This window comes from Kocuria sp. CCUG 69068 (assembly GCF_020833785.1).
Taxonomy (GTDB): Bacteria; Actinomycetota; Actinomycetes; order Actinomycetales; family Micrococcaceae; genus Kocuria; species Kocuria rosea.
The window spans coordinates 49,066-60,987 of record NZ_PDDL01000011.1 but is presented as its reverse complement, the minus strand read 5'-3'; the positions used below and the strand labels follow the sequence as shown (position 1 = coordinate 60,987).

10 protein-coding genes, 1 tRNA gene and 1 pseudogene are annotated in these 11,922 nt (G+C 74.0%); 10 read left to right on the top strand and 2 right to left on the bottom strand.

Annotation, left to right across the window (positions count from 1 at the left end):
• From CRM73_RS03995 to CRM73_RS03985, 3 genes are all read left to right on the top strand, one after another.
• Positions 1 to 435: dTMP kinase (locus tag CRM73_RS03995; protein WP_229586901.1), on the top strand; the 435-nt coding region annotated here is incomplete at its 5' end.
• Entirely contained in the window at positions 432 to 1,571 is a 1,140-nt protein-coding gene (locus CRM73_RS03990) for a DNA polymerase III subunit delta' (RefSeq protein ID WP_017831972.1), read from the top strand. The genes CRM73_RS03995 and CRM73_RS03990, both read left to right, overlap by 4 nt.
• Before the next feature lie 41 nt (positions 1,572 to 1,612).
• Positions 1,613 to 3,202: an alpha/beta hydrolase gene (locus CRM73_RS03985; protein WP_176337904.1), complete on the top strand. Its 1,590-nt coding sequence runs from the start codon at positions 1,613 to 1,615 to the stop codon at positions 3,200 to 3,202.
• Between the two features lie 31 nt (positions 3,203 to 3,233).
• Here CRM73_RS03985 and CRM73_RS03980 read toward each other — a convergent pair whose 3' ends face one another.
• Positions 3,234 to 3,953 (bottom strand): HAD-IA family hydrolase, encoded by a 720-nt coding sequence (locus CRM73_RS03980; protein WP_176337905.1) that lies wholly within the window; start codon positions 3,951 to 3,953, stop codon positions 3,234 to 3,236.
• Between the two features lie 221 nt (positions 3,954 to 4,174).
• Here CRM73_RS03980 and CRM73_RS03975 point away from each other — a divergent pair.
• The 3 genes from CRM73_RS03975 (at position 4,175) to CRM73_RS03965 (ending at position 6,245) form a co-directional block, all read left to right on the top strand.
• A tRNA-Thr gene (locus tag CRM73_RS03975) sits at positions 4,175 to 4,247 on the top strand.
• Positions 4,248 to 4,464: 217 nt separating this feature from the next.
• Entirely contained in the window at positions 4,465 to 5,361 is an 897-nt protein-coding gene (locus tag CRM73_RS03970; RefSeq protein WP_176337906.1) for a hypothetical protein, read from the top strand.
• A gap of 8 nt (positions 5,362 to 5,369) precedes the next feature.
• Positions 5,370 to 6,245 (top strand): hypothetical protein, encoded by an 876-nt coding sequence (locus CRM73_RS03965; RefSeq protein WP_176337907.1) that lies wholly within the window; start codon positions 5,370 to 5,372, stop codon positions 6,243 to 6,245.
• Here the strand turns inward: CRM73_RS03965 and CRM73_RS03960 are convergent.
• Complete coding sequence (locus tag CRM73_RS03960; protein WP_229586900.1) at positions 6,159 to 7,940, bottom strand: ATP-binding protein; 1,782 nt, start codon at positions 7,938 to 7,940, stop codon at positions 6,159 to 6,161. The genes CRM73_RS03965 and CRM73_RS03960 overlap by 87 nt on opposite strands.
• 78 nt (positions 7,941 to 8,018) lie before the next feature.
• Here CRM73_RS03960 and CRM73_RS03955 point away from each other — a divergent pair, with 78 nt between their 5' ends.
• The 4 genes and pseudogenes from CRM73_RS03955 to CRM73_RS03940 all read left to right on the top strand — a co-directional run bounded on the left by CRM73_RS03955 (position 8,019) and on the right by CRM73_RS03940 (position 11,807).
• Positions 8,019 to 9,116: a PP2C family protein-serine/threonine phosphatase gene (locus CRM73_RS03955; protein WP_115162320.1), complete on the top strand. Its 1,098-nt coding sequence runs from the start codon at positions 8,019 to 8,021 to the stop codon at positions 9,114 to 9,116.
• Positions 9,113 to 11,067, top strand: a pseudogene (locus CRM73_RS03950) (glycosyltransferase family 2 protein). Before CRM73_RS03955 ends, CRM73_RS03950 begins: the two are co-directional and overlap by 4 nt.
• A complete protein-coding gene (locus tag CRM73_RS03945; protein WP_017831980.1) occupies positions 11,051 to 11,383 on the top strand; it encodes an STAS domain-containing protein in 333 nt (110 codons plus the stop codon). The pseudogene CRM73_RS03950 and the gene CRM73_RS03945 overlap by 17 nt, the downstream one beginning before the upstream one ends.
• Positions 11,376 to 11,807 (top strand): ATP-binding protein, encoded by a 432-nt coding sequence (locus CRM73_RS03940; protein WP_095650896.1) that lies wholly within the window; start codon positions 11,376 to 11,378, stop codon positions 11,805 to 11,807. Before CRM73_RS03945 ends, CRM73_RS03940 begins: the two co-directional genes overlap by 8 nt.
• Positions 11,808 to 11,922 lie beyond the last annotated feature (115 nt).

Below are 11,922 nucleotides of genomic sequence, written 5' to 3'. Positions count from 1 at the left end.
CGCGCCGCCCACGTCGCCCAGCTCATCCGCCCCGCGCTCGCCGCCGGCCGGACCGTGGTCTGCGACCGCTTCGCCGACTCCTCCGCCGCCTACCAGGGCGCCGGGCGCGGCCTCGGCCTGGACCGCGTCGCGGAGCTCAACGCGTGGGCCACGGCCGGGCTCGTCCCGGACCTCACCGTGCTGCTCGACGTCCCGGCCGGCACGGGACGGACCCGCCGGGAGGCCCGGGACGGCACCGCGGGCGACCGCCTGGAGACCGAGCCCGACGCCTTCCACGACGCGAACCGGGCGGCGTTCCTCGAGCTCGCCGGCCGGGCTCCGGAGCGCTACCTGGTGCTCGACGCCACCCGGCCGGCCGGGGAGCTCTCGGCCGCCGTGCGCGAGCGCCTCACCGGGCTCGCCCGCTCCGCCCGCGCCGCGGAGGTGAGCGCGTGAGCGTGTGGGACCAGCTGCTGGGCCAGGACGCCGTGGTGGCGCAGCTGCGGCGCGCCGCCCAGGAGGACCGGCCCACCCACGCCTGGCTGTTCACCGGTCCGCCCGGCTCGGGGCGCTCCAACGCGGCGCTCGCGTTCGCCGCGGCCCTGCTGTGCGAGCAGGAGGACCCCGTCGAGCGCGGGTGCGGGCAGTGCCACGCGTGCCGCACGGTCCTGGCCAGCTCGCACGCGGACCTCACCCACTTCGTCACGGAGAACCCGCAGATCACCATCGAGGAGGCCCGCGAGCTCGTGGTCCGCGCCCAGGACCGGCCCTCGGTGGGCCGCTGGCGCGTCATGGTGGTCGAGGACGCCGACCGCATGGCGGAGCGCACCTCGAACGTGATGCTCAAGGCCATCGAGGAGCCCCCGCCCAATACCATCTGGCTGCTGTGCGCCCCGAGCCCGATGGACGTGCTCGTGACCATCCGCTCCCGCTGCCGCCCGGCCACGCTGAAGGTGCCCGCCGTGGCGGACGTGGCCGAGCTGCTGATCCGCCGGCACGGGGTGCCCCGGCAGCGCGCGGAGGAGAGCGCCCGGCTGGCGCAGTCCCACGTGGGGATCGCGAAGCGGCTCGCCCTCTACGACGACGCCCGCACCCGGCGGCAGGAGGTCGTGTCCATGCCGCTGAAGCTGTCCGGGGTGCCGGACGCCGTGCGCGCCGCGGACCGGCTGCACAAGATCGCCGTGGAGGAGTCCCAGGCGGACGCCGAGTCCCGCAACGAGGCGGAGCGCAAGCAGCTGCTCGTGGCCCTGGGCGCGCCGGAGTCCGGACGGGTGCCGCCGGCCATCCGCGGAGCCCTCAACCGGCTCGAGGCCGACCAGAAGCGCCGGTCCCGGCGGATCCAGACGGACACCCTCGACCGCTTCCTCATCGACCTCACCACCTTCTACCGCGACGTCCTGACCCTCCAGCTGCGCACGGGCTCCGCCCTGGTCAACGAGCACCTGGCCCAGCAGCTGCAGGACCACGCGTCCAACTCGACCCCCGAGCGGACGCTGCACCGCATCGACGTGATCAGCCGGACCCGGGACCGGATCCGCACCAACGTCAGCGCGCAGCTGGCCTTCGAGGCCATGGCCGTCTCCCTGCTCTGACCCGCCCCCGACTCCCATCCCCCCACCCCTCGAGGAGCCCCATGACCCGCCGCGCCGCCCCCGCCCGCCGCGCCCTCCTGCCCGTCACGGCCGCCCTGACCGCGACCGGCCTGCTCCTGGGCGGCTGCTCGTCCCTCGGGGCCGGCGCCACGGGCGAGCCGACCTCCGGGGGCGCCACCGGCGCCGTCGTCGAAGGCGCCCCCGAGGAGCTCGAGCGCTTCTACACGCAGACCGTCGCGTGGGAGGACTGCACGTTCGAGGTGGAGACCAACGGCGCGCAGGACGACCTCCGGTGCGCCGACGTCGAGGTGCCCCTCGACTACGCCGACCCCGGCGGGGGGACCACCACCGTGGTGATGTCCCGCCTGCCCGCCGAGGGGGACGCCCGCGGCAGCCTGCTCCTCAACCCCGGCGGGCCCGGCGCCTCCGGGGTGGACGCGATGCTCTACGCGCAGTACACGGTCACCGGCGACGTGCGCGAGGCCTACGACGTCGTGGGCTTCGACCCGCGCGGGGTGAGCCGCTCCGAGGGCATCGAGTGCCTCGACGACGCGGAGCTGGACGCGTGGCGCGCCGAGCCGATGTTCGACCCCGAGGAGCAGCCGGCCGAGCAGATCCAGGAGGAGTACGAGCAGCTCGGCGCCGCGTGCGTGCAGGACTCCGGCGAGCTCGTGGCGCAGATGGACACCGTGAGCGCCGCCCGGGACATGGACGTGCTCCGGGCCGTCCTCGGCGACGAGCGGACGACCTACCTGGGCTTCTCCTACGGCACCCACCTGGGCGCGGTGTACGCCGACCTGTTCCCCGACCGGGTCGGCCGGCTCGTGCTGGACGGCGGCGTGGACCCCACCCTGAGCGACATGGAGGCCACCGCCGACCAGGCCGAGGGCTTCGAGGACAACCTGCGCCACTGGGTGCAGCAGTGCCAGTCCGAGATCCGGGACTGCGTGGTGGCAGGCGTCTCCACGGACGAGGCCATGACCCGGATCCAGGAGCTCATCGCCTCGGTCGAGGAGGGGACCGTGACCGCCGCCGACGGCCGGCGGGTCACCGCCACCAACGTGGTCGAGGGCGTCCTGGGCCCCCTCTACGCGACCACCTCCTACGAGACGCTCAACGACTCCCTGCGCGCCGCCTTCGACGGCGACTTCTCCGCGCTGCTCGCCCAGTCGGACGCCACGCACGGGCGCGACGCCGAGGGCCGGTACACGAGCAACACCACCATGGCGTTCACGGCCGTCAACTGCCTCGACCGGCCCGACGGGACGGTCACGGCGGAGCAGATGGCCCGGCACCAGGAGGAGCTGGAGCGGGTCGCCCCGACCTTCGGCCCGTACCTCGGCTACGGCGACGCCGCGTGCCAGGGATGGCCGGTCGACCCCGCGGGCCTCGCGGAGCCGCTCGACGCCACCGGCGCCGACCCCGTCCTCGTGGTGGGCACCACCCACGACCCCGCGACCCCCTACCACTGGTCCGAGGCCCTCGTGGAGCAGCTCGACAGCGCCCGGCTGCTGACCTACGACAGCTACGGCCACACCGCCTACACGGCCGGCAACCGCTGCGTGCAGGACGCCGTGGACGCCTACCTGCTGGAGGGCGAGCTCCCCGCGGAGGGGACGACCTGCTCCTGACCCTCCGCGCCCGGTGCCGGCGCGGTGGGCGTCAGCGCGCGCCGGGCCCCGGCGTGCGGACGAGTCCGGGGAGGTCCCGGACCGAGTCGACCACCACGTGGGCGCCGGCCGCGCGCAGGGACGCCGTGTCGTGCGCGCCCGTGCGGACGCCGACGACCGCGGCGGAACCGGCTCGCAGACCGGCCTGCACGTCCGCCGCCGTGTCCCCCACGACCATGACCCGGCGGACGTCGCCGAGGTCGAGCGCCAGCACGGCGGTGAGCACCATGTCCGGCCAGGGCCGTCCGCGCCCCGCGTCGGAGGGGCACAGGCTGAGATCGGCGAGACCCGTCCAGCCGAGCTGCTCGAGGAGCGTGTTCAGGCTGTGCCGGTTGTAGCCGGTGGCCAGGCAGACCCGCAGGCCCGCCTCGCGCAGCGCCGTGACGGCCTGCTCCGCGCCCTCCACGGGGGTGACGCCCTCGGTGGCCAGCAGCTCGTCCAGGTGGCGCTCGAAGTCCCGGACGGCCTGCCGCGCCCGGTGGGGGTCGCTCGCGAACAGCTGCTCGAGCACGCCGGCCTTCGACTGGCCCAGCGTGTCCCGGACGTGGCGGAGCATCTGCCGGAACCGCTCCGAGCCGGGGTCGACGCCGAGACCGGTCACGGTGCGCTCGAAGGCCCGCTCCATGATCCCGTTGTCGTGGAACACGGTCCCGGACATGTCCAGGAAGGCCAGCTCGAGATCCGGCGCGATGCCGCCGTCCGGTGTGCGCACTGGGCTGCTCCTGTTCCGGGCGGACCGCAGCGGCCGGCCCCGTCGTCGTGTCCGTCCATGCTTCGCCCCGGCCCCGCGGGCCGGTAAGGCCGGGGAGTCGAAGAGCCGGTGAACTCCCGGGGAACGCCCGCACCGCGCCCGGTCCCGCCGATTGGGGGCGCCCCCGCGCTCTCTGCTACAGTTTCACCTGCACTGAGGCCGTTCCGGACGGCCGCGTGCACGCCTCCTTAGCTCAGTCGGTAGAGCGTTTCACTCGTAATGAAAAGGTCGTCGGTTCGATTCCGACAGGAGGCTCCGAGCGGAGCAGGCTCCGGACCCCCAGGGTCCGGAGCCTTCGTCGTCCCGCCCCGGGCCCGCCGGCAGCCACCCCCGGGCGACGGCGGCGGGCGGCGCGGACCGGCCGTCACAGTCACGTCACCCCTGGTCACAGTCGTGTTCGGCGGGTAGGACCCGCCGTACGCTGAATCTGTTCCGGGCGACCGGCCACCACGGACGACTTTGGCGGTGCACCATGCAACTCCGTTCCCGACAGCTGGTCTGCGCACTCGTCCTGGCCGGAGCAGCGCTGACCGCGCCGGCCTGCGGTGGCTCTCCCGGCTCGTCCCCGAGCCCGCCCGCCTCGGACCCGTCCGGGGCCGCGAACCCGTCGGGCTTTGCGGCTCCGTCCGGCTCCGCGGTCCCCTCCCCGAGCGAGTCCGGCGACCCCCCGGTCTCGCGCATCCTGACGTGGCTGCGGATCGGACCCAACGGGGAGGGCACGCCGCTGTGGTACGACCCCCTGAAGGACGGGGACTGCGGCGACGAGCAGCTGCTCGCGTCCCGGGGCCAGCCCATCCCGCGGGCCGGCGCCCTCCTTTGCGAGGCCGCCACGACCAACGACCCCGAGCTGTGGCGGCAGGGCGAGGAGGCCCTGGCCACCACTCCCGCACCCGGCAGCTGCTGGGAGGAGGAGACCGTGGCGGGCCTGCAGAGGCTGGTCGAGTTCCACCGCCGGGCGCCGGAGGCGGTCCCCGAGCTCCGGGTCCCCGACGGCACGGCCTGCCCCCTCGTCCTGGAGAGCCTCGTCTCCCCCCTGGCCCCCGGGCTGGAGGGCCTGGAGATTTCCGTCTCCACCTGCGGGGGCGCCCCGGTCTTCCTGCAGGGCAATCTCGAGTGGATGCCGCCCGAGGGCATCCGCGCCGTGACGGTGGGCGCCACGGAGGTGCCGGTGCAGCAGGGCAACGGGAGCCTGTTCTTCCGCGCCCCTCCGTCCGACGTGACCGGCCACGTCCCGGTGTCCGTCACGGACGCGGACTGGCCCGTCGGCGGCCTGGCCCACCTCGTCTACGAGGTGCCGGCGACCGCCTGCCCCGACCCCCCGCCGGTGCCCGCCCCGACGCCCGCGCCCACCGCTCCACCCACCCCGTAGCAGCCACGGTGGCGGAGGAGAGTCCGGCCACGCCCCCGCTCTGGACGCGCCTGGTCCAGGCGGTCTCGGAGCTGGGCATCTCGGTCGGCCTGCTCACGGCCCTACTCGTCTACTACGGCTGGGTCCGCGCCGGCGCCCAGGCCCGGGCCATGGGCCTGGACGTGCACCTCTTCGGCTACACCACCCAGGACTACCTGCTGCTGAGCATCAGCTCCCTGTACGGAATCCTTTTCTGGATCGCCGTGGCCCTCCTCGCCGGGCTGTGGGCGGACCGCCTGGTCCGCGAGCGCGTCGATGCCCGCGTCCGGGCGTCCGGGAGCGCGCAGGTGGCGCGGTGGGCGCACCGAGGGACGTGGCTCTTCATCGGGCTGGCCGTCGCCGGGTGGCTCTTGGAGCGCACCGTTCGGGACAGCAGGGAGACCTGGATCCTCCCCTTCGCCATGGCGCTGTGCGTCCTGGGCGCCGCGTGGGCCGCCGGGCTCCGGCGGCGCGTCACGGCGCGGGACCAGCCGCCCACCGCGCCGCGCGGCCAGCTCTTGGGCGCCGCCGCGCTGGTGTCGGTGGTCGGCCTCCTGATCTTCTGGGGCACGACCGCCGCGGCCGAGGAGACGGGGCAGCTCATGGCGCACGCGCTGCAGAAGAACCGGAAGGATCTGCCACAGGCGGTCGTCTACAGCCCGGAGCCGCTGCACGTGGGTCTCCCCGGGGTCGGCACGGAGCAGGTGGGCACGCCGGACGACCCCCTCCACCGCTATGACGGCCTACGGCTGCTCACGGTGCGCGGTGGCCGGTACTTCCTACTGCCCGAGGACTGGACCGTCGAGCGCAGCACGGTCCTGGTGCTGCCCGACGACGACTCGGTCCGCCTGGAGTACAGCCGCTGATCCGTCCTGCTCCGCCTGGTCGGGGTCCGCCGCACCCGCCGGTCCGGCCGCGGGGAGGGTCAGGGTGAAGACCGTCCCCTCCCCCGGTGCGCTCTCGCAGCGGATGGTGCCGCCGTGGCGCTCGACGATCTCGTGCACGACCGCCAGGCCCAGGCCCAGGCCCGGGATCGCGCTCATCCGGGCGTTGCTGCTGCGGAAGAACCGGCCGAACACGTGCGCGGCGTCCTCCGGGCGCATCCCCATGCCGCGGTCCGCCACCTGCACCTGCACGGTCGTCCCGGCCCGGGCCACGCGGACCGTCACCGGCCCGCCGTCCGGGGAGTACTTGATGGCGTTCGAGAGCAGGTTGTCGAGCACCTGCCCCAGGCGCACGGGGTCGCAGGACAGCACCAGGCGGGACGGGGCGTCCACCCGCAGGTCCACCCCCGCCTCCGCGGCCCGGAGCCCGGCCGCCGCGACGGACTGCTGGACCACCTGGACGAGGTCGGCCTCCGCCTGCTGCAGCGCCAGGACGGGCCCAGCGGTGCGCAGCAGGTCCTCGACCAGGACGAGCAGCTGGTCGGCGTTGCGCTCCACGACCTCCAGCCCGGAGCGGACGTGACCGGGGAGCCGTTCGTCCATGGCCAGGAGCTCGGTGTAGCCGCGGATGGACGTCAGGGGCGTGCGCAGCTCGTGCGAGACGCCGGCCACGAAGTCGTCCTTGGCCTGCAGCGCCGCCACCAGCTCGGTGACGTCCATGAACGACAGGACGGAGCCCTCGGTCCCGCCGTCCTCGTCCCGGAGCACGCGCGCGGACACGGAGAGCACCCGCTGGAGGGGCGGCTCGCCCGCCCAGACCAGGGCGTCGGAGAAGGACTCGCCGCGGATCGCGCGGCGGGCGGGACGCCGGTCCACGGGCAGCGGCGTCCCGTCCGCGTCCGCGTAGACCCGCAGGTCCGCCTCGGCGCCGTCCCCCATTCCCTCGGGCAGCGCGAGCTCGTGGATCCGGTGCTGGCGGCGGTTCATGAGGATGTCGTGGCCGTGCTCGTCGATCGCCAGCACGCCCACGTCCACCGTGTCCAGGACGGTGTTCAGCAGCCGTTCCCGCCGCGCGGTCACGCCCAGCAGCCGGCGCAGCTCGGCGTCCTTGGCCTCCAGCTCGGCGTTCTGGCGCTCCATGCTGTTCGACAGCACCTGGACGGTGATCCCGATGCCCAGCAGCATGACCGGGATCAGCAGCGGGGCCGTCAGCAGCTGCGCGCTCAGCGGCCGGGGCGGGACCAGGAGCGGGACCCACACCATGGCGAGGGTCAGGACGAACCCCAGCGGGGCGGACGCCCGGGGCAGCCGCCCCGAGCCGGTGAGCCAGATGACGGGGAACGCGGCCATGATGCCCACCCCCGTCACCGTGCTCAGCGTGCCCTCCCGCAGCAGGGTGATGGGGACGAAGTCCAGGACCGGGACGGCCAGGAACGTCCCGTCGGGCAGCCGGTCCCACGGCACGAGCACGCACAGCCCCGTCAGCGCCACCGTGAGCGCCAGGGCCAGCTGGACCCGCAGGTCGCCCCGCAGCGGCTCGTGGACCACCCAGATCCCGGCGACGAGGGCGACGGTCGTGACGAACAGCGGCAGCTGGCTGAGGAGCACGCGCCGGCGCATCGACAGCTCGTGGAAGCTGATCCGGTCGAGGGAGAGGACGGTGAGCAAGCGGTCCACGGGAAACTCTTCCGACAGGGAGCGTCACCCTCGGGGGGTCGGGATGACAATTGCAAAGAATAGCGGCTTAATGGGTCCATGACCCCCTCCCCCCAGGGTCGCCGTGCCGTCGTGATCGAAGACCACGACGACATCCGCAACCTCCTCGCCCAGACCATCGGCATGCGCGGCTTCACCGTGACGACCGCCGCGACCGGCCTCGAGGGCATCGAGGCCGTGCGCCGCGACGGCGCCGATCTCATCACCCTGGACCTCAGCCTCCCGGACCTCGACGGGCTGGAGGTCTGCCGGCGGGTCCGGCAGTTCTCGGACGCCTACCTGCTCATGGTCACGGCCCGCCCGGGCGAGATCGACCGGCTGGAGGGCCTCGAGCGCGGGGCGGACGACTACATCAGCAAGCCGTTCAGCCCCCGGGAGCTGCAGGCCAGGATCGAGGCGATGTTCCGCCGGCCGCGCGCCCGGGCGGAGCAGGCCGACGCCGAGGAGCTGCGCCGCGCGGCCGAGGTCCAGCGCAGCCTGCTGCCCGCCGCCGCCCCGGCCGTGCCCGGCTACGACGTGGCCGGGGCGTGCCGGCCGTCCCGCAGCGTGGGCGGGGACTTCTTCGACTGGTACACGACCGAGGGCGGGCTCCAGGTCTCGCTGGCCGACGCCATGGGCAAGGGCATGGGGGCCGCGCTCATCGCCGCCACCGTGCGCGCCGTGCTGCGCTCCGCGGCCGGGCAGCCGGACATGGCGCAGGCCTTCGGCGACACCTGCCGGCACCTCGAGCACGACCTCGCCCACTCCGACTCCTTCGTCACGCTCTTCCACGCCCGCCTGGACACGGCCGACGGGGTCGTGGAGTACGTCGACGCGGGCCACGGGCTGGGTCTGCACGTGCGCGCGGACGGGATCGACCGGCTGCGCCCGGGCGGCCCCCCGGTGGGGGCGGTGCCCGGGACGCAGTGGGTGCCCGGCCGGATCGTGCTCGCGCCCGGCGACGCCCTCGTCGTCGTCAGCGACGGCCTCCTCGACGCGTACGAGGACGTCGACGACGCCGTGCGGGCAGTCGCGGACGTGGTCTCCCGCCACGAGGACGCCGCGTCCGCCTGCACCGCGGTCCTCGACCTCGCCGGCGAGGAGACCCGCACCGACGACGTCACCGCCGTGGTCGTCCGCCGCCGGTCCGCCCCGTGAACCGCTTCCTCGTCCGGCTCCTGGTCGTCCTGACCCTCCTGCTGGGCGTCAACTACATCGCCTGGCGCTGGCTCGAGTCGCTGAACTGGTCGGCGTGGTGGATCGCCGTTCCCCTGGTGCTCGCCGAGACGTACAGCCTGATCGACGTCTCGCTCTTCGGGCTCACCGTCTGGCGGCTCCGGCGGCGCGGGGAGGCCGGCGCCCCGCCCGCGGGCGCCACCGTGGACGTGTTCATCACGACCTACGACGAGCCCCTCGACCTCGTGATGGGCACCGCCCTGGCGGCGCAGGCCATCCGGCACCCGCACAGCACGTGGATCCTCGACGACGGGGCCCGCCCCGAGCTCGAGGCGCTCGCCGCCGAGCACGGGCTGGGCTACCTGACGCGAAGCGAGGACTGGACCGACCGGCCGCGCCACGCCAAGGCCGGCAACCTCAACAACGCCCTGATGCTCACCCAGGGCGAGTTCCTGCTGATCCTCGACGCCGACCAGGTCCCGGCCCCGGAGATCCTGGACCGGACCCTGGGCTGGTTCAACGACCGCAGGGTGGCGCTCGTGCAGACGCCGCAGTGGTTCGTCAACGTGCCGGACCACGATCCGCTCGGCAGCCAGGCCCCCCTGTTCTACGGCCCCATCCAGCAGGGCAAGGACGGCTGGAACGCCGCCTTCTTCTGCGGCTCCAACGCGATCCTGCGCCGCGAGGCGCTCATGCAGCTCGGCCTCTCCGGCTACGTCCAGGAGGTCGAGCAGGACGTGAAGGAGTCCCTCGCCCGCACCCGGGCCGCCCTGCGCAGGGCGCGACGGTCCCCAGAGGCCGCGAACCCCGTCGTCGCGGGCATGCTCGACGACGTCGAGGCCGCCACCGCGCGGGCCCGCGCCGAGCTGAAGGCCGGCGCCCCCTGACCGAGCTGACCTACCGCCTGCAGCGCGAGGTGGACGCGGCGGCCCGGCGCACCGTCACGCAGGACTTCTCCCAGATCGAGGCGGACCTCGCCTCGATCGCCGCCCTGGACCTGCCCCCCGAGGACGGCATGGTGTGGCCGGACGAGCTCGCCTCCGCCGTGGACCGGATGTCCCGCCGCGACCTGTCCCCCCTGGCCGCCGTGGAACCGGTGCGGGAGGTGCTCGAGGCGGTCTCCGTGGACCGGCCCGGCGAGGCCCAGCCGGTGATGCCGCTGGCGACGATCTCGGTCACCGAGGACATGGCCACCGCGATGCGCCTGCACGGCCTGGGCTGGCGCAGCGTCTACCACCACGAGGTCCTCGCCCACGGCCTGGCCCCCGAGGACCTGAAGACCATGCTCACCCAGCGGCTGCGCTGGGCGCAGGGCACGGTGCAGGTGCTGCTCCGGGAGAACCCGCTGCTGCAGCGCCGGCTGGGGTGGGGCCAGCGGCTCATGTACTTCGCCACGATGTGGAGCTACCTGTCCGGCTTCGCGGCCGTCGTCTACTTCGCCGCGCCCATCGTGTACCTGGTGCTGGGCATCCTCCCCGTCACGAGCCTCAGCTGGGACTTCTTCGTCCGCTTCATCCCCTTCATGGTGGTGAACCAGCTGCTGTTCCTCGTGGTGGGCCGGGGCATCCCCACCTGGCGCGGTCAGCAGTACAGCCTGGCGCTGTTCCCCATCTGGATCAGGGCGTGCACCACGGCCGCCCGCAACGTCTGGTTCGGCCGCCCCCTCGGCTTCGCCGTCACGCCCAAGGTGCGGCAGGACGCGGGTCCGGCCTGGCACCTCATCCGCCCGCAGCTGGTGGTGATGGGGCTGCTGGCCGCGGCCCTCCTGGTGGGGACCGCCCGGCTGGCGGTGGGGCTGAACGAACCGGTGGGAACCCTGGTCAACGTGGCCTGGGTCGCCTTCGACCTGGTGGTGCTGAGCGTGCTCGTCACCGCCGCGAGATACACGGGCTTCGAGCCCGAGGAGAGGAGTGCCGATGCAGTTCACGATTGAGCAGAAGCCGAGGTTCGCCCACATCACGGGCACCGGACGGCTCAACATGGTGGGAGCGCCCAAGCTCCGGGAGGTCGTGGCGAAGGTCGTCGACGAGGGCAGCAACCACGTGGTGGTCGACCTCGGCGGCACCGAGTTCATGGACTCGTCCGGTCTGGGCGCCCTCATCGGGTGCCTCAAGCTGGCCCGTCAGGCCGGCGGCGACCTGCGGATCGCGAACGTCCGCCCCCAGGTCCGCATGGTCCTCGAGCTCACCAGCATGCACCGCGTCCTGACCCCCTACGACACCGCCGACGCGGCCTTCGCCGATGACTGAGCCCACGGCCCGCCGCTCGCGCCGGGGCCCGGCCACCGCCCTGACGGTGGACGCCCTGCACGAGGACCTGGACGCGCTGTGGGGGGAGGCCGCGTTCGTGCCCGAGACCGACCGGATGGCCTTCACGCTCGCGGTCGTGGAGGCGGCCGGCAACGTGGTGGTGCACGCGGTACCCGCGGCGGAGGACCCGATCGAGCTCTCCGTGGACCTGGTCGCGGACCCCCACCGGCTGGAGGCGAGGATCTACGAGATCGGCGCCGCACCGGCGCAGGTCGACCTCACGGGGGCCATGGCGCAGGAGCACCGCGAGTCCGGCCGCGGGCTCGCCCTGATCCAGGCCCTGGTCAGCCGGGTGGTGTTCGAGCGCCACGGGGACACGAACGTCTGGAAGCTGTGCCGGGTGTGCGGCCGGGACGAGGTGTAGCGCCCCCGGGGACGCGCCGGACCCGCGTCCGGCCGGGGCGGACGTCCCCTGATTTGCGTCTGTAAAGTGTCCGCCGCGGTGCCTAGACTTTGGTCCAGGACAACACGTCAGGGGG

What these genes read in the sequence shown, in the direction of transcription:
- CRM73_RS03940 (WP_095650896.1), top strand. Translation starts at nt 11,376, where the DNA reads ATGACTGAGCCCACGGCCCGCCGCTCGCGCCGGGGCCCGGCCACCGCC.
- CRM73_RS03985 (WP_176337904.1), top strand. Translation starts at nt 1,613, where the DNA reads ATGACCCGCCGCGCCGCCCCCGCCCGCCGCGCCCTCCTGCCCGTCACG.
- CRM73_RS03955 (WP_115162320.1), top strand. Translation starts at nt 8,019, where the DNA reads ATGACCCCCTCCCCCCAGGGTCGCCGTGCCGTCGTGATCGAAGACCAC.
- CRM73_RS03945 (WP_017831980.1), top strand. Translation starts at nt 11,051, where the DNA reads ATGCAGTTCACGATTGAGCAGAAGCCGAGGTTCGCCCACATCACGGGC.
- CRM73_RS03970 (WP_176337906.1), top strand. Translation starts at nt 4,465, where the DNA reads ATGCAACTCCGTTCCCGACAGCTGGTCTGCGCACTCGTCCTGGCCGGA.